Source organism: Actinopolymorpha cephalotaxi (genome assembly GCF_013408535.1).
Classification (GTDB): domain Bacteria; phylum Actinomycetota; class Actinomycetes; order Propionibacteriales; family Actinopolymorphaceae; genus Actinopolymorpha; species Actinopolymorpha cephalotaxi.
This window is the reverse complement of record NZ_JACBZA010000001.1, coordinates 5,592,135-5,611,203: the sequence shown is the minus strand read 5'-3', so window position 1 is coordinate 5,611,203 and position 19,069 is coordinate 5,592,135. Positions and strand designations below refer to the sequence as shown.

18 protein-coding genes are annotated in these 19,069 nt (G+C 69.8%); 8 read left to right on the top strand and 10 right to left on the bottom strand.

The features are described 5' to 3' along the window. The first annotated feature begins 64 nt into the window (after positions 1–64). Complete coding sequence (locus FHR37_RS24955) at positions 65–625, top strand: DinB family protein (RefSeq protein ID WP_237768949.1); 561 nt, start codon at positions 65–67, stop codon at positions 623–625. 197 nt (positions 626–822) lie between these two features. After that, positions 823–1,701 (top strand): polysaccharide deacetylase family protein, encoded by an 879-nt coding sequence (locus tag FHR37_RS24950; RefSeq protein WP_092885720.1) that lies wholly within the window; start codon positions 823–825, stop codon positions 1,699–1,701. A gap of 28 nt (positions 1,702–1,729) precedes the next feature. Here FHR37_RS24950 and FHR37_RS24945 read toward each other — a convergent pair whose 3' ends face one another. After that, a complete protein-coding gene (locus FHR37_RS24945; protein ID WP_092885896.1) occupies positions 1,730–2,629 on the bottom strand; it encodes an aminoglycoside phosphotransferase family protein in 900 nt (299 codons plus the stop codon). Positions 2,630–2,803: 174 nt separating this feature from the next. On the opposite strand from FHR37_RS24945, the gene FHR37_RS24940 reads away from it, so the two are divergent. From FHR37_RS24940 to FHR37_RS24930, 3 genes are all read left to right on the top strand, one after another. Continuing rightward, positions 2,804–3,508: an alpha/beta fold hydrolase gene (locus FHR37_RS24940; RefSeq protein ID WP_092885718.1), complete on the top strand. Its 705-nt coding sequence runs from the start codon at positions 2,804–2,806 to the stop codon at positions 3,506–3,508. Positions 3,509–3,583: 75 nt separating this feature from the next. After that, positions 3,584–4,180 (top strand): hypothetical protein, encoded by a 597-nt coding sequence (locus tag FHR37_RS24935; RefSeq protein WP_202818232.1) that lies wholly within the window; start codon positions 3,584–3,586, stop codon positions 4,178–4,180. 77 nt (positions 4,181–4,257) lie between these two features. Next, positions 4,258–5,070 (top strand): hypothetical protein, encoded by an 813-nt coding sequence (locus FHR37_RS24930; protein ID WP_092885716.1) that lies wholly within the window; start codon positions 4,258–4,260, stop codon positions 5,068–5,070. 19 nt (positions 5,071–5,089) lie between these two features. Here FHR37_RS24930 and FHR37_RS24925 read toward each other — a convergent pair whose 3' ends face one another. Both FHR37_RS24925 and FHR37_RS31050 read right to left on the bottom strand, forming a co-directional pair. Next, complete coding sequence (locus tag FHR37_RS24925; RefSeq protein WP_092885714.1) at positions 5,090–5,449, bottom strand: VOC family protein; 360 nt, start codon at positions 5,447–5,449, stop codon at positions 5,090–5,092. An 18-nt stretch (positions 5,450–5,467) separates the two neighbouring features. Then, positions 5,468–6,427: a GNAT family N-acetyltransferase gene (locus FHR37_RS31050; RefSeq protein ID WP_202818231.1), complete on the bottom strand. Its 960-nt coding sequence runs from the start codon at positions 6,425–6,427 to the stop codon at positions 5,468–5,470. Between the two features lie 220 nt (positions 6,428–6,647). Between FHR37_RS31050 and FHR37_RS24910 the strand changes: the two genes are divergently transcribed. Continuing rightward, complete coding sequence (locus tag FHR37_RS24910; protein WP_139239075.1) at positions 6,648–7,382, top strand: cysteine hydrolase family protein; 735 nt, start codon at positions 6,648–6,650, stop codon at positions 7,380–7,382. 50 nt (positions 7,383–7,432) lie between these two features. Here FHR37_RS24910 and glnII read toward each other — a convergent pair whose 3' ends face one another. Together glnII and FHR37_RS24900 are read right to left on the bottom strand one after the other, a co-directional pair. Further along, complete coding sequence (gene glnII, locus FHR37_RS24905; RefSeq protein ID WP_092885712.1) at positions 7,433–8,452, bottom strand: glutamine synthetase; 1,020 nt, start codon at positions 8,450–8,452, stop codon at positions 7,433–7,435. Between the two features lie 203 nt (positions 8,453–8,655). Next, a complete protein-coding gene (locus tag FHR37_RS24900) occupies positions 8,656–9,840 on the bottom strand; it encodes a right-handed parallel beta-helix repeat-containing protein (RefSeq protein ID WP_092885710.1) in 1,185 nt (394 codons plus the stop codon). 332 nt (positions 9,841–10,172) lie between these two features. Here FHR37_RS24900 and FHR37_RS24895 point away from each other — a divergent pair, with 332 nt between their 5' ends. Then, the gene (locus FHR37_RS24895; protein ID WP_092885708.1) at positions 10,173–10,982 is read left to right on the top strand and encodes a phytanoyl-CoA dioxygenase family protein; all 810 of its coding nucleotides are present in this window, start codon (positions 10,173–10,175) and stop codon (positions 10,980–10,982) included. A 35-nt stretch (positions 10,983–11,017) separates the two neighbouring features. On the opposite strand, the gene FHR37_RS24890 is transcribed toward FHR37_RS24895, so the two are convergent. Continuing rightward, positions 11,018–12,577 (bottom strand): LCP family protein, encoded by a 1,560-nt coding sequence (locus FHR37_RS24890; RefSeq protein WP_237768956.1) that lies wholly within the window; start codon positions 12,575–12,577, stop codon positions 11,018–11,020. Between the two features lie 294 nt (positions 12,578–12,871). Here FHR37_RS24890 and FHR37_RS24885 point away from each other — a divergent pair, with 294 nt between their 5' ends. Then, entirely contained in the window at positions 12,872–14,260 is a 1,389-nt protein-coding gene (locus tag FHR37_RS24885; RefSeq protein ID WP_092885704.1) for a phenylacetate--CoA ligase family protein, read from the top strand. Positions 14,261–14,309: 49 nt separating this feature from the next. Here FHR37_RS24885 and FHR37_RS24880 read toward each other — a convergent pair whose 3' ends face one another. From FHR37_RS24880 to FHR37_RS24865, 4 genes are read right to left on the bottom strand one after another with little or no spacing between them, the layout of a single operon-like run. Next, positions 14,310–15,062, bottom strand: a complete 753-nt coding sequence (locus FHR37_RS24880) for an SDR family NAD(P)-dependent oxidoreductase (protein WP_092885703.1) — start codon at positions 15,060–15,062, stop codon at positions 14,310–14,312. A 9-nt stretch (positions 15,063–15,071) separates the two neighbouring features. Further along, the gene (locus tag FHR37_RS24875; RefSeq protein ID WP_092885701.1) at positions 15,072–15,884 is read right to left on the bottom strand and encodes an SRPBCC family protein; all 813 of its coding nucleotides are present in this window, start codon (positions 15,882–15,884) and stop codon (positions 15,072–15,074) included. After that, entirely contained in the window at positions 15,881–16,522 is a 642-nt protein-coding gene (locus FHR37_RS24870; protein WP_092885699.1) for an ArsR/SmtB family transcription factor, read from the bottom strand. Before FHR37_RS24870 ends, FHR37_RS24875 begins: the two co-directional genes overlap by 4 nt. 31 nt (positions 16,523–16,553) lie before the next feature. Next, positions 16,554–18,827: a HelD family protein gene (locus FHR37_RS24865; RefSeq protein ID WP_139239074.1), complete on the bottom strand. Its 2,274-nt coding sequence runs from the start codon at positions 18,825–18,827 to the stop codon at positions 16,554–16,556. Between the last annotated feature and the right edge of the window lie 242 nt (positions 18,828–19,069).

The following is a 19,069-nucleotide window of genomic DNA, read 5'->3' as shown; positions in this document are numbered from 1 at the left end:
TTCGACACTCACAAAGGGCCGGCAAACGAGACGCAAAACTCCTCGTTTGTCCTAGGCTGTCCGGGTGAGCGAGCCGGAGTTCGCGGGGGAAGTCGTACGTGAGGATCCGCCCGTCGCGGCAGGGGAACGGGCGATGCTCGAGTCCTGGTTGGAGTTTCACCGGGCGACCCTCCTGACCAAGTGCGAGGGGCTCACCGAGGACCAGCTCAGGACCCGGTCGGTGCCGCCGTCCTCGCTCAGCCTGCTGGGGCTGCTCGGTCACCTGACCGGCGTCGAGCGGAACTGGTTCCGGTCGGCGTTCGCGCCCGCAGGCACGCCGGCGACAGACAGCCCCGACGTCCGTACGGACGACGATGTCGACGACGTGAAGGACATCGACGTCGACGACGTGAAGGAGGTCGACGCGGCCACCGTCCTGGCGCGCCTGCACGCCGAGGTCGCCCACAGCCGCCGGGTCGCGGCTGAGCAGCCGAGCCTGGACTCGCTCGGCACCGGGATCCGTGGCGGCGAGCGCATCGCACCCTCGCTGCGCTGGGTCTACGTGCACATGATCGAGGAGTACGCCCGGCACAACGGCCACGCCGACCTGCTGCGGGAACGCATCGACGGGGTCACCGGCGTCTGACCTACGCCGACAGCGCCGCCTCCGGCCGGGCACCGCCCGCCCGCGGCTTCGACCGCGCACGGCCGCGCTGCATCCGTGGTGCGGTGGCCGAGCTCACCGATCCGGATGACTTCCCGTTTCCGCTTGACCATCACACCGGTGTGAACGTTGACGATAGCTGGGTGACAACCACTTCGTCGCGGACACGGGAGGACATCATGGAGAACACGCTGTACGACTACAGACCGATCACCGAGCGCGCGCCCATCCACTGGCCGGACGGGAAGCGGGTGGCGTTCTACATAGGCCTGAACGTCGAGCACTTCCATCTGGACAAGCCGTCCACCAGCATCATCCAGGACACGTCCACGCTTCTGCCGGACGCGCTCAACTACGGGTGGCGCGACTACGGCGTACGTGTGGGCATCTGGCGGCTGATCGAGTCCATGGACCGGCACGGCATTCGCCCCAGCGTGCTGCTCAACTCCGAGGTCGCCCAGCACTACCCGCAGATCATCGAGGCGGGACGCAGGCGTGACTGGGCCTGGCTGGCCCACGGCCGCACCAACTCCGTGCTGCACACCGACCTGGAGCCGGAGGCCGAGCTGGCCGAGCTGACCGAGATCGTGGAGACGATCCAGAAGGCCACCGGGCAAAGGCCACTGGGCTGGATGGGGCCCGCGCTGACCGAGACGCTCGCCACGCCACGGCTGCTGGCCGACCTCGGGCTGCAGTACGTTCTGGACTGGACGGCCGACGACCAGCCCTTCGCGCTCAACGTCCCCGGCATGCTGAGCGTGCCGTACACCGTCGAACTCAACGACCTCGGCATCTTCGGCATCAAGGGCTTCACCGGGCCGGACTTCCTGCAGATGTTCACCGACCACCTCGACCAGCTGGTCGAGGACTCGGCCGACAGCGGCCGGGTGATGGCGCTTGCCCTGCACCCGTTCGTGATCGGGCAGCCGAGTCGGCACAAGTACCTCGACCAGGCCCTCGAGTACGCCGCGAACCACCCCGACGTCTGGCTGACGACCAGTGACGAGATCGCCGGCCACTACAGCCGGGAGGTTCTGGGAACGATCCCACAAGCGTGACCGTCAGGATGCCGGTCATGGAACGAGGTCAGGGCGTGGGCGAGTCGTCGAGCAGGTGCGCCAGGGTGCGCAGGCCCATCGTGCTCATGGCCGGGTTGGTGTGCTCGTAGTACCACACCACCCCCATCGCCTGTTCGAACGCCCACGCCTTGCCGCGTTCCCATTCCAGGTCGTCGCAGCCGAGTTCGCTGCGCAGGATCCGGCGCGGGCCGGCCTCGAGCAGGTGCCACGCGCCGACCAGTTCCAGGGCCGGGTCGGCGGGTCCCAGGCCACCCACGTCGAGTACACCGGCCAGCCTCCCGTCCGCGACGAGAACGTTGCCGGGGATGAGGTCTCCGTGGCTCATCACGTCAGGGTCGTCGCCGCGGGGCAGGTCCCGCCATCCGGCCCACAGCCGGCGCAGCCGCGGGACGTCGAGCAGGCGCTCGCTCTCCCGCAGGCAGGTCTCGATCCATTCCTCGTGGTCGGCGATCGTGCCGCCGCGTCCGGACCCGTTGAACGTGCGGCCGCGTACGTCGATCGTGCGTACGTCGCGAATGAACTCGACCAGGTCGTGCGCGAAGGCCTCCGACTCACCCGGGTCCTGCTCGGTGGCAGTGACGCCGGGCACCCAGGTCTGGACCGACCACGGCATCGGATAGCCGAAGCCGGGCTCGCCGAGGCCGAGCGGCTCAGGGGTGGGGAAGCGCGTACGCCCCAGCAGTTCGCGGGCCGCGTCGGCCTCGGCCTCCAGCCACCGCCGTGCCTCCTCGACGCCCGTCGGCCGCAACGGGAACCGTGCCGTCACGTGGTCACCGAGGCGAAAGATGGCGTTGACGGTGCCGGCCGACACGATCTGCCGGATGGGCAGGTCACCCCACTGTGGGAACTGGCTGCGAACGAGGTCGGACGCGGTGCCGGGCGAGATGGCGAGCTGGTCGGTATGCATCTGCACGCCCGAGAGGATGCCCTCTGCCGCCGTACCGTCGCAACGTCGTTTCCGAAACGCGCTTGTCTATTGACCGAGGAGCCACCCTGATGGAGCACACCCCACGCGCCACCCACGCCGAGGTGCGGACGGCCGTTCTCGACGGCCTCACCGACATCATCCTGGTGGCCATCCATGCCTGAACACCTGTTCGTGGACGTCGGGAAGGTGCGGCTGGCGTACCGCGTCGTGGGTGATCCGGAGGCTCCGCCGCTGGTCCTGCTGCACGGGGTCGGGTCCGACGGGTCGAGCTGGGATCCGGTGGTGCCGGGCCTCGCCCGGGACTGGCGGGTTTTCGTACCCGACCTCCGCGGGTTCGGCCGCAGCGACTGGCCGGGCGACTACTCGTTCGAGCTGATGGCAGCCGATCTGCTCGGCTTCCTGGACGCACTCGACCTGGACCGGGCGGTGCTCGCCGGCCACTCGATGGGCGGCGTCGTCTGCTACCTGCTCGCCCAGGACCACCCCGACCGGGTGAGCGCGCTCGTCCTGGTGGAGACCCCGCCACCTCTGCCGCAGCATCGCCCCGAACCGCAACGGCCGGACGAGCAGGACGGGCCACTCGGGTACGACTGGCCGGTTCGCCCCGCCATCGTCGGACAGGTCAACCGTCCCGATCCGCGTTGGTGGCACCGGCTCGCCGAGATCGCTGCGCCCGCGCTGGTCGTCGCCGGAGGTCCCACGAGCCCGTTCTCCCAGGAGGAGATCGCGGCGATGGCGGCGCGGCTGCCGGCCGCGCAGTTGGTGACGGTCGCCGTCGGCCACGGCGTGCACAAGGAGGCGCCGGAGGAGTTCCTCGCCGTGGTATGCCGATTCCTGGCCGGCGTACGACTCCGATGAGGTCACTCGTACGGGGGAGGAATCTCCCGAGACCGAGCGACGGAATGATCGGCCGGTCCGCGCAGGATGGGCGTCATGCGTACTGCGACGAGTGTGCCCGCCAGCGGAGGCTTCGGGCTTCAGGTGGGAAGCCTCGGCCCGCGGGACGGGCGCCGGCCTCCGCGATGGACCGTGCGGACGGCGCACCTGATCACGGTCATCCTGCTGCCGTCAGGATTGTGGCGTGTGGCCGTCGCCTTCGGGCTCACGATGGGCATCAGCAACGCGGCCGGCGTGGACGCCTCGCTCGGATTCGTGCCCGGCTGGCAGGCGGTTGCCATCCTCGGGTTGACGGCACTGTCGGAGGGGGTGGGCCTGCTGTCGCTGGGACTGGTCCGGCCGTGGGGCGAGGTGTTCCCGCGATGGATGCCGGTGATCGGCGGCCGGCGCGTTCCGCCCTTGGGGGCAACGGTTCTGGCGGCCACGGGCGCGATCGCACTGACGGCGATCTGGACCTTCGCGACGGTGAACTTCTTCCTACTCACGGTGTTCGGCCCACCAGGAAGGGGTTTCGCGTTCGTCAACGGCTGGTGGGAAGCTCTGCTCATCCTGTGTTACCTGCCCCTTCTGCTGTGGGGGCCGCTGCTGCTCGCTCTCACCTGGGCCTACTACCGCCGCAGGTGCCGGGACTGACAGGCCCGTGACAACCGTTTCCTGACGGGGGATCTTTTCCTGACGGGGGATTCGGTGGAAGGGCTAAGGTCTGTGGGGTGTTTCCCGCCGCGATCGACGACGTGCCGGTCCGCTATCTCGAACGACTGGGCGGGATCTTCGCCCGCTTCGGCGCCGACACCCAGGACTCCGGCAACGTCTCCTACGGCGTGGCCGCGGGCGGCCGGCGGTACTTCGTCAAGACGGCCGGCGATCCGGGTGACACCACCCCGTACCTCGACTTCGGCGGCCGGACAGCCCTTCTCCACAACGCTGCCTGGCTCGCCGAATCCGTTCAGCACCCGCTCCTGCCGGCCTTCCATGGGCTGATCGAGTCGCCGGGCGGCCCGCTTCTCGTCTACGACTGGAGGGACGGTGACCACCTCGGTACGCCGTCGGCTCGGCGCAACGATCCCGGTACCGCGTTCCAGCGTTTCCGTGCCCTGCCCGCCGAGGAGGTCCTGGCGGCTCTCGACGGGTTGCTCGACCTGCACCGGATGCTGGATGCCGCCGGCTGGGTGGCGGGGGACTTCTACGACGGTGCTCTGCTGTACGACTTCGGCCGGCGCCAACTCACCGTGGTCGACCTGGACTCCTACCGGCTCGGGCCGTACCGCAACGACATGGGGCGGATGTTCGGCTCCACCCGGTTCATGGCGCCGGAGGAGTTCTCGTTCGGCGCGCCGATCGACGGCCGCACCACCGCGTACGTGATGGCCCGAACGGTGCTCGTCCTCCTGGCGGACGGCTCACTGGACCGGGGCGCCTTCCGCGGACCGGACGCGGTGTACGCGGTCGTGCAGGAAGCGGTCACCGCGAGGTACACCTGCTACTCAGCCTTCCATCGTGCGTGGCTCGCGGCCAGAACCTGACTGCGACTCGCCCACGCGGTCAGCCGAAGACGATGCAGAACGGATGGCCGACGGGGTCGACGAAGACCCGGAAGCCCGTCTCGCGCTTGGCCGGCACACGACGTGCACCGAGCGCGAGAAGTTGGTGCTCGGCCGCATCGGCGTCGGCGACCCGCACGTCCAGGTGCATCTGCTGCGGATGGTCCGGGTCCGGCCAGCGCGGCGGGACCCACTGTTCGGTCCGCTGGAACGCCACCTGCCGCATGCCAGGCTCGGAGCCGATCACCACCCAGTCCTCGCTGTCCTCGTTGACCCGCATGCCGAGGATCCGGCAGTAGAAGTCGGCGAGGGCCCGGGGTTCGGGACAGTCGACGACGGTCTTCTCAAGCTGTCCGATCATCCCCGCAGTATGCGCCGTTCAGAAGTCGACGCGCATGACGGCGCGGTTCTTGGTGGGTCTGCTCACCTCGACCAGGCCCGCGGCGGCGAACGTCGCGGCGGTGCCGAGATGACTGGGCTCGCTGAGATGGGGATAGGCCTCCAGTGCACGGGCACCGCGTCGCCGGGCGAAGTCCACGGCGCTGCGGGCGAGGGACCGGCTGACCCCACGGCGGCGGAAGCCGGCACGGGTGAGGAGACAGGTCACCGCCCAGACGGTGTTGTCGTCCTTGTTCTCGTTCCGGCCCACCCAGGGGACCGGAACGTTGCGGAGCAAGCGGGGGTTGGCAGAGCGCGGGTCGACCGCGCACCAGCCGACGGGTTCTCCGTCGAGGTAGGCGACCAGCCCGCTCGTGGCCGGCGCGTCCGGGTGATCGCCGGCGGTCTGCTCGCGAAGGCGCGCGGCGAGCCGCTCCGGTCCGAGGTTTGCCCACGTCTCCCTGGGCAGCATCTTGAACCGCTGGCACCAGCATCTGGACGAATCTCCGCTCGACCCGAAGATCGCTTCCAGATCCTGCCAGGACGCCTCGTTCGCGGGGACGATCGAGAGCTGGTCGTCGGTGACCTGAGGGCCCCTCCGATTCGTCGGCCGGGCAGTGGGTGGGGTCGGCTTGCGGGGCGCCGCGGCCTTGCGCTGACGTCGACCGGCCGGCCGGTCGACGGTGGAGAGCCGGATCGTCACGGTGTCGCCGGGGCCGAGCTCCAGGGGTTTGCGTACGGCATCCTTCAGCGGGACGACGTAGCCGCCGTCCTTGGGCCACAGCGACGTCGACCACTCGGTGGAGGCGATCCGCGCCCGGACCGGGAGCATGCCCCATCCGTAGCTCGCGCCCTCCGGCGACCCGCGCAACGAGAGGCTTTCCTCCTTCGGCACGGTGACGAAGTGGTACGGCGCCGGGCCGCGCCACTCCCAGATCTCGCCGCTGAACTCAAGATCCATCTTCTGGTGCCTCTCCGTTCGCCGGACCGGCCGCACGCCGAGTGCCGTCGAGTATCGCGCACCGGAACGGTCCGAAGCGATGGGTTCGGTCGGACTCGCGACCCGGATCGTCGGCGAAAGTGGCTTGCTCGGGCTCGTCCTACGGAAGAGGCTGGGCAGATCGATTATTCGATGTAAATGCCTGGATTCCCGGATCGTCGGTGACGGACGAGGTGAGCGAATGAGTCCTGCGCAGAATGTGTTGTCCCTGACGCTGAGGCGACGTGGCGACGACGGTGAGCCGGTGACGTCGGTTCGGCAGGTTCCCGCGGCCCAGGCGGCGCTGGTGCTCTGCGACGTTTGGGACCGCCACTGGAGCCGAGGTGCGGCGGAGCGGGTCGAGGTGCTCGCGCCGGTCATCGACCAGGTTGCGCGCCACCTGCGGAGCCTGGGTGTGCTGGTCGTGCACGCGCCGTCGGACACACTCGACTTCTACGCCGGACACCCAGCACGTCAACGGGCGCTTGACGTTCCGGCGGTGGCACCACCGTCCGCACCCATCGCGCCCGAACCTCCGCTTCCCATCGACGACTCCGACGGCGGCTCCGACACCGGCGAAACGTCGATGCCGGCGGTGTGGACCCGGCAGCACCCCGCCATCGCGATCGAGGACGGCGACGCCATCTCCGACGACGGCGATGAGATCTACAGCCTGCTCCGGCAGGAGAAGCGCGACGTCGTGCTGCTCGCGGGGGTGCACACCAACATGTGCGTGCTCCGCCGCTCGTTCGGGCTGAGAAACCTGGTGCGCTGGGGATTGTCGCCGGTCCTGCTCCGCGATCTGACCGACGCGATGTACAACCCGGCCATGCCGCCGTACGTCAGCCACCAGCGCGGAACCGAACTCGTGGTGGAGCACATCGAACGCTACCTGTGCCCGACGGCCCTCGGCGCCGACCTGCTTCCACCCGCCTGACAAGCGGGGCGGACCGACCTCGGTGTCACCCCGCCGGGCCGTCCGTACCTTCAGACCAGGAACGCCTTGTCCAGCGCGGTGCAGCAGGTGTCGACCATGAGCCGGGTGACGACGTAGGGGTCGACGTTCGCGTTCGGGCGCCGGTCCTCGATGTAACCCTTCTTGTCGACCTCGACCTGCCACGGGATGCGGACCGAGGCACCGCGGTCGGAGACGCCGTAGCTGTACTCGTTCCACGGCGCGGTCTCGTGGGCGCCGGTCAGCCGAGCCTCGATGCCCGCGCCGTACTGCCGGATGTGCTCGAGCGGCTTGTCGTCGCGGCCGAGAGCCTCGCAGGCCTCGATGATCGCGTCGTAGCCCGACCGCATCGCCCTGGTGGAGAAGTTGGTGTGTGCACCCGCGCCGTTCCAGTCTCCCTCGGCAGGCTTGGGATCCAGGCTGGCGGAGACACCGAAGTCCTCGGCGGTGCGGTAGAGCAGCCACCGCGCGATCCACAACTGGTCCGCGACGTCCAGCGGGTTCAGCGGGCCGACCTGGAACTCCCACTGACCGGGCATGACCTCGGCATTGATGCCGGAGATGGTCAGCCCGGCGGCGAGGCAGTTGTCGAGGTGCTTCTCGACGATCTCCCGGCCGAAGATCTCATCCGCACCGACACCGCAGTAGTAGCCGCCCTGCGGAGCCGGGTAGCCGGCCTCGGGGAAACCGAGTGGCCGGGGGCCCTGGAAGAAGGTGTACTCCTGCTCGATGCCGAACAGCGGCTCCTGGTCCGCGAACTGCTCGGCGACTGGACGTAGCAGCGACCGGGTGTTGGAGCGGTGCGGCCTGTCGTCGACGGTGAAGACCTCGCAGAGTACGAGAACCGCGCTGCCGCCGCGGATCGGATCCGGGTAGGCGGAGACCGGCCTGAGTACGAGGTCCGAGAAGTTACCCGTGGCCTGGTTGGTGCTCGAACCGTCGAAGCCCCACGTGCCCGGCTCTGCGCCGTCATCGATGATCCTGGTCTTCGAGCGCAGTTTGGCAGTCGGCTCCGTACCGTCGATCCAGATGTACTCGGCCTTGTAGCTCACGGGGGCACCATCCTCAGGACGCGGGATCTCGCGGAAGTCGCGGATCACCCCAGCGTCACAACCGGCGGTTTCGAATCAGTTGCCCGGGTGTTACACAGCGGTGAACGGCTCCGTCGGAGCTGTCCGGCCTGTCGGGATGCCATGTGGCCCTGTCGCCTCCCGCGCGGGACGGGAGGCGACAGGGCCCTCTGGGTGCGCACCGGCTAGCAGTTGATGGCGACTCCGGTGAGATGATCGACGTTGCCGGTGCAGGTGTTGCCATTCCCGGCCTGGTAGCTCGCGACGTAGCCGTACTGGGCTCGGGCCATGCGGTTGTTGGTGATGTGGATGTTCGGACCGGCGCCGCTGTAGATGTTGTAGCCGCCGCCCAGCAACAGATTGTTGTTGACTGTGGCGTCGTGCGGCGTGCCGAAGTCGGAGAACAACGCCACGTTGCCGGTCTGCGGCAGCCCGGTCATGTTGATCGTGTTGTGGTCGATCACCGTGCCCGAGCAGTCGCCGTTGCACTGGAAACCGTCGACGTGTGCACCGGCCGGGTTCGCCAGATCGTGGATGTAGGAGTCGTACATCTTCACGTGCTCACCTTGCACGCAGTCCGAGCAGTTCGACATGTCCACGTTGCGGATGGTCACCTGTGCGGTGTCCAAACCGCGGATGGCGAACTGCGTCGACCCGGTGGTGGTGTCCCGGCCGGCGATGTCCGCGTAGCTGATCGTCGCCGACCCACCGGACCGAACGATGATCGGAGTGCTCACCCCGGTGGGGGAGGTGAACGTGAACCGCACGTTCCGGATCACCACGCCGGTCACGCCCTGCGGGACGTTGATGTCGCAGTCGACGAACGAGCGATCCTCGATGACCTGGTTCGTCGAGGCGGTGATGCAGCCGGACGGGGTGAGGGTGTGGCCGGGCTGCACACCGGTCGTCGACGCGTCCGGGAAGCCGGTCGGTGGCGGCGTGGGCGTGGGTGTCGGCGTGGTCGGAGTGGGCGTCGGCGTGGGCGTCGGGGTGGTGGTGGGCGTCGGTGAGGTAGGAGTAGGCGTGGGTGTGGGCGAGGCGGAGGCCTGGAACGCGGCGTAGGTGAACGTCACCGCTCCCACGTAGGCGGTGCCGTTGGTGGCCAGGACGCGCATCCGGAACGAGGAGATCGTCCGCCGGTCGACGGTGACGAAGCCTGCCGGCGACTGCAGGGTCACTCCGACGTGGGTCGGCGCCACTCCGAGGTTGTGCGGAACGACGCAGTACCCGCCACTGGTGGTGGTGCACGTGCGTGCGCCGACGTCGACCTCGTCCGGCGACTGGGAACTGGCCGTGTTGGCGATCACCGCGGTGAGAACCACCGCCAACGCCAGCGTCACAAATGCCGCGATCTTCGGGACGTGCTTCATGACGTGTGTTCCTGTTCTGCCCGCTCGATGGGCGGCTTCGGCCTTCCCGGCAAGGACTGCGGCGGCGGCTGCTGCGGCGGCTTCGGCGGTGATGGTGCGACGTGAACCGGCGTCCGGATGGACGGGCATCTGCCCTTGTTTTATTGAGCTTTTCGTCTCTCGTGAGGTACCGGCTCAGGTGATGGTTGGTCGCTTCCCGGGCGTCCGTCGGCACAAACGAGATTCGGTGGGGAAGCGGATAGCGGTTCGGCCGGCTCGCCCGCGGGGCGGTTTACGGGGCTGACCGCATACTGGGTTGACGAATGTGGCCGACCCGGCAAAGGTTCTGTCGCATGGTGTCCGAGGCGCAGATCGCCGCTTTCGTCCGCGACGGCTTCGTTCGAGTGTCGGTGGCCGTCCCGCGCCCGACCGTCGAGGCGTGTGTCGACGTGATCTGGGACCGGCTCGCCGAGCGCGGTGTTCTGCGTACGGACCGGTCGTCGTGGTCGGCGCCGGTCGTACGCATCGACTGTCCCGATGCCGGGACCGACGGTGAGCCGTTCGCCGCGGCGGGAACCTCGCCGGCGCTGTGGGAGGCGTACGACCAGCTGATCGGGCCGGACCGCTGGTGGAGGCGTCAGGGCGTCGGCGGGACCGTGCCCGTCCGCTTCCCCTCGGCCGAGGATCCCGGCGACACCGGATGGCACGTGGAAAGCAGTTTCCCGGTGGGTGACGCCTGGCACACCAACGTGCGCAGCCGCGACCGCGGGTTGCTCGCGCTCTTCCTCTTCACCGACGTGGGGCCCGACGACGCACCGACCCGGGTGCGCGTCGGTTCGCACGTGGACGCGGCGCGGGTGCTCGCCCGGCGAGGCGACGAGGGTTTCGAAGGGGCCGAACTGGGCCCACTCGTGCAACGGGCGAGTGCGAACCGGCCGCTCGCACAGGTCACCGGGGCGGCCGGCGACGTCTATCTCTGCCACCCGTTCCTGGTGCACGCCGCGTCCTGGCCGCACCGCGGCACGACGCCGCGGATCATGGCGCAACCCGGGGTTGCGCTGCTGGGATCGTTCCCGCTTGCCGACCGGGACGGTGCCTATCCAGTGGAGGCCGCGATCCTGGACGCGATCGGCACGCAGGCGGCGGAAGCTCCCACGACGTAGGGACGTCTGTTTCTCGATCGGCCGAGAGAGTGCTGTCAGCGGCTGGGGATCGGCGGCCCGTAGGACAGGTCGTCGCAGGGATTGTCGGCGGCGGTGCGCGGCCGGACCGCAGGAACGGAGGTGGGCGGCGCCTCGGCCCTGGTCGTACGGGCCGCGTAGTCGCGACCGAGAACGAGGTTCACGTCGGCACCATCCGTACCGTCCTTACCGTCCTTACCGTCCTTACCGTCCTTACCGTCCTTACCGTCCTTACCGTCCGCACCGCTCGCTTCGCCCGGTCCGGCCGTCGGCAGCAGTCGAGCGTGGGGGAACAGCGCGGCAAGGGTGAACGCGGCGGTCTGGTAGTCGGGAGCGTAGGTGATCGTGGTGGTCGCAACCTCGGCTGTCCCGCCGTCGACGATGGAGCCGCCGCTGAACCCGACCGTCTGCAGCTGGGTCGCGGCGGCCCGGGCGAGGCGCGGGATACCGGTGCCGTTGTAGACGGCGACCTGGGTGCCGAGGCCGGACCCCGGGGCACGGTTGTTGCTCACCCCTCCTCCCTGCGGGGTGCGCGGAGCTGTCAACGGACGGTTGCCGCCCGAAGGTTGCTCCCCACCCGACGGCGCGACGGCGCCCACCGGCCGGTCCGCTCGTAACGCTGCCCACAACCGTTCGGCGGCCGGCTGGACGAACGCGACCTTCGTCCGCCCGGCGTAGCGAGACGGCACGGTGACGAACTGGATGTCTTGCAGGCTCAGGTGGCGCAGCGACATGGCGAAACCGACCAGCCGTGGCGCGGATCCCAGCGTGGGGTCGACCGTGAGTGCTCCGGTGGCCGCTTCGGCAAGCGGTGCCAGCGTTGTGGGATCGATGCCGGACCTGCGGACCTTCGCGGCCACGGCGGCGAGGAATGCCTGCTGACGTTTGATCCTGCCGATGTCGGAGCCGTCGCCGATGCCGTGCCGAAGGCGTACGTAGTCCAGCGCCCGGCGCCCGGACACGGTCTGCATGCCCTTGGCGAACAGCAGGCTGCCGCGTGTGCGGAGGTAGGGGTTCAGGTCGCCGGCGTAGACGTCGTTGGGTACGCACACCCGGACCCCACCGACGGCGTTGGTGATCGCGGCGAAGCCCTTGAAGTCGACGACGATCGTGTGGTCGACCCGAAGCCCGGTCAGTCTCTCCACGGTGTTCTGGGTGCACGCCGGGTTGCCCGCGGCAGTTGATCCCGTGTTGAACGCGGCGTTGAACATCGTTTGCCGGCGTGGCGCCGCCCACCTGCCGTCCGGCAGCCGGCACCGGGGAATGTCGACTAGGGCGTCACGCGGGATCGACACCGCCACGGCACGCCGGCGGTCGGCGTACACGTGCACCACGATCGCGGTGTCGGACCGGCCGGCCACTCCGGTCCCGCCGGCAAGCCGGTCGTTCGCGCCGGCCCGGGAGTCCGAACCGATCAGCAACACGTTCTCCGCGGTGGCGCCGGCCCGGCCTGGTTTCGCGGGCGGTGGGCGGTTGGTGTCGACTCCTCGTCCGTCGAAGGTCCGGAGGTTGTCGCCGAGCCGGGACACGACCGTCCTGGCCGCCGCCACGGCGGCGACCATCACCACGACGAGCATCAGCACGGTCAGACATCTTCGGCGCCGGCGCGCACGGGCTGGGTGGTACTCCCGTGCGACGCCGCCCGACATGCTCAGACCCCGTGCCTTCCGGATCGTTCCGCCCGGTTCCCTGGCTCCCGGCCTGCGGACCGGGCTCCTGCTGACCAGAGTCGCATCGCCGTCGGGGTGTCGCACACCGATGCGCGCAACGCCTTCCGCCGCGGGCGCGGGGCCCTGCCACCTGTCACCGGACCCGCCCGGGCCAGGGCCGTTCGGCAGGCGTGCGGCAGCACACCGGGGGACACTGGGCGGGTGGCCCAGGAGGATCCCAAGGCGGCGTACGAGCGGCTGCGAGCCGCCCACCTGCACGACGTACGCGCCGCGCTCACCGATCACGTGGCGCGGCTCGCGTGGCCACGGGAGCGAATCGACCACTACCGGACCGAACGGCTGCGGTCCCTGCTCGGGTTCGCCCGCGAGCGTTCGGCCTTCCACGCCGCCAGGATCGGCGACGTCGATCCGGCCACGGCGACCGTCGACGGTCTCGCCCGCCTGCCGATGATGGTCAAGCAGGACGTCAACGCCGAGTGGGACCGGATCGTCACCGTGCCCGGGATCGACCGTGCCGGCGCGGAACGGGTCCTGGCCGAGGAGAGCTGGTTCTCCTACACGCCCTCGGGTCTGCAGGTGTTCAGCTCGGGTGGCTCCAGCGGCGTGCGCGGTGTGTACGTGTGGGACCGGGAGCAGTTCGTCACCCTGGCCTGTCTCGCCTGGCGGTGGCAGACGCGAGCTGAGCATCTTGCGAGCGCGGCCGACGGGCACCGTCAAGCGCGGCTTGCGGTGCTCGAGGCCGGCGAGCCACCCCATGCCAGCACGCCGTTGTTCGACATCGCCACCCTGCCGGGGATGGTGACCTTCGTGATTCCGGCGGCGGCACCGTTCGACGAGGTACTGCGCGCGGTGGCAGAGGTGCGGCCGACCCACCTCGTGGGCTACGCGTCGGTGGTGGGACGCCTCGCCCGGGCGGTGGTCGCGGGAGCGCTCGACCTTCGCCCGGTCCGGGTGAGCACGAACTCCGAACCGCTCGGCGAGGAGGACCGCGACGCGATCGACACCGCCTGGGGCGTACCCGTCCACAACCTCTGGGGCTCGACCGAGATCGGAGTCCAGGCGGTCGGGTGTGGTCAGGGCGAGGGTCTGCACATCTGTGAGGACGAGGTGATCCTGGAACGCGTCGACGCCTCAGGGCGGCCCGTCGCGCCCGGCGAACCGGCCGTACGCACCCTGGCCACCGGGCTCGCCGGCCGGGCGTTTCCCTTCATCCGTTACGACCTCGGCGACGAGGTCACCCTGCTGCCCGGACGGTGCGAGTGCGGCAGCGCGATGCGCCGGGTCGCGGACATCGCGGGCCGCCGCGACGACGACTTCCGCTATGGCGAGCAGGTGGTCCCGGCGGCCGCGTTCCGGCACGTGCTGGGCACCGACCCGCGGATCTCGGAGTACCAGGTACGCCAGACCACGGCCGGCGCGGAGGTGCTGGTGGTCGGCACACCGGACGTCGGTGACGTCCTCACGGAACTGGGCGTTTCCCTGCGCCCGTACGGCATCCCGGCCGCCGCGATCACCGTGCACGCCGTTGAGGAGATCCCGCGCACCGCCGCGACCGGAAAGCTCAGGCGCTTCGTCCCTCGCCAGCGGTGACGTCGTTCCGCGCCCCGCGTGATTTCGTACCCGGGCGGACGACGGGAGATCAGTCCACGATCGCGCCGCAGGTGATGTTGAGTTCGGCGCCGGTGATCGAGGCGGCACGGTCGGAGGCGGCGAACGCCGCGGCGTTCCCCACGTCCTCGAGGGTGGCTGTCCGGCCGAGCATGGTGGGCTCCTCCAGGGACTTCACCAGAGCCTCTCGCCCCTCGAAGTCTTCCGGGAGGGTCTCGGCCACCCCGCCGGTCTTCAGGCCGACGACGCGAACGCCGTAGGGACCGAGCTCGGCGGCAAGCTGCTTGCGAAGCGTGTCGCAGGCCCCGAGCGCAACCTGGAAGCCGCCGATGAAGTAGTCGCGAAGCGGATCGCCGACGCCGCCGAAGGTGAGGATGACACCGGATCGTTGCCGGATCATGTGCCGGGCCGCCGCCTTCGACGCCAGGAACGTCGTTCGAACGGCGGTGTGGACCGGACGCTCGAAGTCGTCCAGGGACATCTGCGCGAGCGGCGTGCCCTGGACGTCCCCGACGGAGATCAGGTTGATCGACACGTCGACGGTTCCGGCGCTCGTGGCAACGGAGTCGGCGTGCTCGGTGACAGCTGCCTCGTCCAGTGCGTCGACCTTCGCCGTCGTCACGGACCTGCCCAGCGAGCGGATCTCCTCGGCGATGCGATCCATGCGTTCGGACGTACGACTTGCCAGATGCACTGTCGCGCCCTCGCGGGCGAACCCGAGCGCGACCGCCCGTCCGATCGGCCCCGCTCCATAGACGATCGCGTTCTTGTTCTGCAGCAGCATCGGTGGTCCTCACTGTTCGAAGATCGATGACAGGTCGGCGAGCCAGGCCCGCCAGATCGCCTGCTCTCGTCGGGCGACGTCGGACGGTGTGCCGTACAGCCGCGCCATCACGTTCGCCGAGAGCGGCGCTCCGTCGGCCATCGGGAAGCAGGAGATCGCATACAGCGCCGCGTACGGCTGGGTCACACGCAGTAGTACATATCCCGGGTCGAGGTGTTCGACTGTTCCCTCCAGGGCGGGTGTGCCCGCGGGTGTGCGGAAGTCTTCACCGGCGGCGAGGCCGCTCAGTCCGAGCACGTCGAACAGGACTGCGGACGACTGGCGCCGTTCCGGCTCGGGAACGCGCAGGGGTGCGCTCGCATCGAGCTGCACCGCCCGTTGTCCGGCGAAGTGGGTGAGGTATGCCCGCAGGACGGTCAAGGACATTCGCCAACCTTCGCCCGCGCCCTCGACAAGATCCTCCCAGTCCTCGCCGTGGTCGCGGAACCCGCACACCACCCGGACGACGCAATGCCCGCCGTCCTTGGCCTGCACGAGAATCTCGGTGGTCAGGGGCTTGGCGTCCACACCGATCGGCTCGTCGTACTCGAAGCGCTCCGGAGGTGTCCAGGCCGTCACGGTGGCGTCGACGTCCTCGCCGTAGGGATGGCGGCGGATCACCATCGCGCCGCCATCCTCGGGTTCGATGTCGGCCGGAAAGATCCAGGCGGCGTGTCCCGGACCGGTGGCGATCGCCTCCCACACCTCCTCCGGTGTGCCCGGGACCTCGATCTCGTTCGACGCGAACCGGGCGGACGGGTCGATGCGGTCGTCGTCGCTCATCGGTGCCCCCGACCTTCCGCTGCGTCCACACTCGGTGTGCCGGGGTCGACGCCTTTCGGTACGGGATGCATCGAGATGGTCAACCGCTGCCAGCGTCCGTTCGGTGTGCGTTCGTCGTGGTACTTCGAGGCCAGCCGGTTCACCGCGGCCGTGAGCTCCTCCGCGAATGCCGCCCGATCGGCGGGTGAGGAGAAGCGGACCGCGGTGTCCAGACCGTAGACGGGCAACCGCTTACGCTGGCGTACGGCGGTGCGGGCCATCCCGCCGACCTCGGCGACCACCCGGGCGGCGAGGGCGACGACGTACGCGGCCGACATCCGGTCGGCTTCGTCCGCCTCAGCCCTGGGTGCGCTCGCGGCCGCGCCCAGGGCTTCCGGTGAGACGACGTATCCGGCGGCGGTGGCGACGAAGTGGCGTTCGGTCAGCCCACCCCAGGTGCGCTCGCCCGCCGCCTCCACCAGGCCGTGTTTCTCCAGCAGGCGCAGGTGGTAGTTGACCCGCTGCCGGGGCAGGCCGAGCCGGCCCGCCAGGGTGGACGCGGAGGCCGGCTCTCGCAACTCTGCCAGCAACCTGGCCCGGAGGGGATCCAGAGCGGTCACCGCGGAAGCCGGATCCGCGATCACGTCGACATCACGCATGCCATCACCGAACCATTGACAGAATAATTTGTCAATGGCGTCGACTTCCGCTTGCGAGCTCGCTCGGAAGGGGCCGGGCGTGCAGGACGGTCAGCGCGGAGACGGCGCGGGTGAGCGCGACGTACAGCCGGTTGAGTCCACGCGGCTCGGCATCCACGATCGTCGCGGGTTCGACCACGACCACGCCGTCGAACTCCAGCCCCTTTGCCAGCGAGGCGGGCACGCACACGAGCCGGAAGTGTTCCAGCGCGTTCTCGGAGTCGCCGAGCATGGCCGGTGTCAACCCGGCCTTGTCGAGCGCCGACCTGTTCGGCTCGGCGGCCAGGCGGTCGAAGATCCGCCGGATCTCCACGTCGGTGGCGATGACGCCGATCGATCCCGCACCGCCACCCTCCTCGTCGATCCGCAGGCAGGCCTGCAGAACGTCCTCGGCGGTCACCTCCGAACCGGCGGTCGCGGCGACGTCGAGGCCACCGGCTGCCCGGCGCAGGCTGACGGGCTTGGCGAGGTCGGGTTGCAGTGCGGGCAGCAGCCTGGCGGCGAACTCGATGATCGCGGCCGGCACCCGGAACCCGCGGGTGAGTTCCACGATCTCACTCGCCTCGCCCGCCTCTAGCTGGGCCAGGACGGACTCCCAGGAGGTGGAGGCGTACGGCGTCGTGGCCTGGGCCAGGTCGCCGAGCACGGTGGCCGTACGGCAACGCCGGCCGAGCGCACGCAACTGCATCGCGGACAGGTCCTGCGCCTCGTCGACGACCAGATGGCCGCGGCGGGGTTCGCGTTCGAGGAGTTCGCCCAGCTCGTCGAGGAGGACCAGGTCCGCCTCGGACCAGCGGGCCGACTTCACCGAGCGGTAGGGCTTGCGCCACAGCAGGGCCTTCTGCTCCTGCGCGGTGAGGTCGTCACCGGCCGCCTCCGCGAGGAAGCCGGCGTCGGACAGCAGCCGGTGCAGCACCTGCTCCGGCGTACGCTGCGGCCATACCTGGTTGAGGATTCGCCTGGCCGGGGCGGACCTGGCCACGGCGTTCTGGGTCCGGTCGTCGGGGGTGCCTCCGCGTTGTTCCATCCGCAGCAGGACAGCGTGCGCCAGCCGCTGCGCGAGCGTGGTGCGGCCGGGGGCGTAGCGGGTGGCGGTCTCGACCACACCAGCGGCGATCTCGCGTACCTCGTAGTCGGGCACCCGGAAGCGGCTCGCGCCCTTGCTGTAGACGAGCGCCTCGATGTCGTCACCGACTCCCACGCCTGACCACAGCGCACGCCGCAGCACGGCCGCCATCCGGGCGTCGCCCTTCACGGTGACCGTGGCGGTGTCCTCCTCGCTCTCGGTCATCGGGTGGTCGGGGTAGTAGCGGCGGATCAGGTCCGGGAACGTCAACTGCTGGACGAAGACCTCACCGAGTGCGGGGAGTACGTGCCGGATGTACTGCAGGAACGAGCGGTTCGGGCCGATGATCGCGATTCCGCCGTCGCGGGCCAGCCGGGTGCGTTCGGCGTACAGCAGGTAGGCGACCCGGTGCAGCCCGACCGCCGTCTTGCCGGTACCGGGTGCTCCCTGCACGCAGATCGTGGTGTCCAGCGGCGCCCGGACGAGTACGTCCTGGTCAGGCTGGATGGTGGCCACGATGTCGCGCATCGGACCCGAACGCGGCCGCTCGATCTCCGCCGACACCAGGTCGGAGAAGCCCTCCGTGGCGTCGACCTTCGCGCCGCTCACCGCTTCGTCCTCGTACGCCGTCACGTCGACGAAGCCGTCGGGCCCGGGCTCGTGGGCGAAGCCGTGCCGGCGGCGTACCAGCACTCGCTGCGGATCGGCGGGCCCGGCCCGGTAGAACGGCATCGCGACCCGGGCTCGCCAGTCGATCACCAGCGGCGCGCCGTCGGGCTCACGGATGTGCCGGCGGCCGATGTAGATCCGGTCGATGTCACCGTCGGGGCCTGGCACGCGGCCGTCGCCCTCGGCGTGGTCGAAGACCGCGCCCGGCTCGCAGTCCAGTCGCCCGAAGAACAACGGGATCCTCGGCAGGTCCAGCAGAACTTCGGCCCGGTGCTCGCGCGACCACTGGTAGAACTTGTTGTCCCAGTAGCTGTCGGTGTCGGAGTGGACGATGACCGGTGTCTCGGTGTCGACCACCTCGCCGTGCATGCGTTCCAGCGCCGCTCGAGCCATCCGCAGGTGCGCGCGTTCGGCGGCCAGTTCCGGATCCACGGTGGGCTCGGAGGTGCCGGTGGGGTTCGACGGGGCGGTGGGGTTCGACGGGGCGGTGGGGCTTGACGGGGCGGAGGGGGTGGATGGGGCAGGGGGCATGACGGAGCCTCCACGAGGGTTGTCAGGCACTCGCCAGCAGCGGGCGCGGGCCCCCGCTCCGGGGCCGCCTACGAAGGGGCGGCGCAACCGGCTCGGTTCGGTCCCTGCTCTCCGGCACTACTGCCTTACGACAAGCCATCGCACGTTACCAGCGAGCCCCGGGGAGCGGAACCCGTTTTCCCGCCCGTCGCCGACCGGCCGGCATTCCGGGTTGACCGGGCGCGGGCAGTGCGCCTAATCTC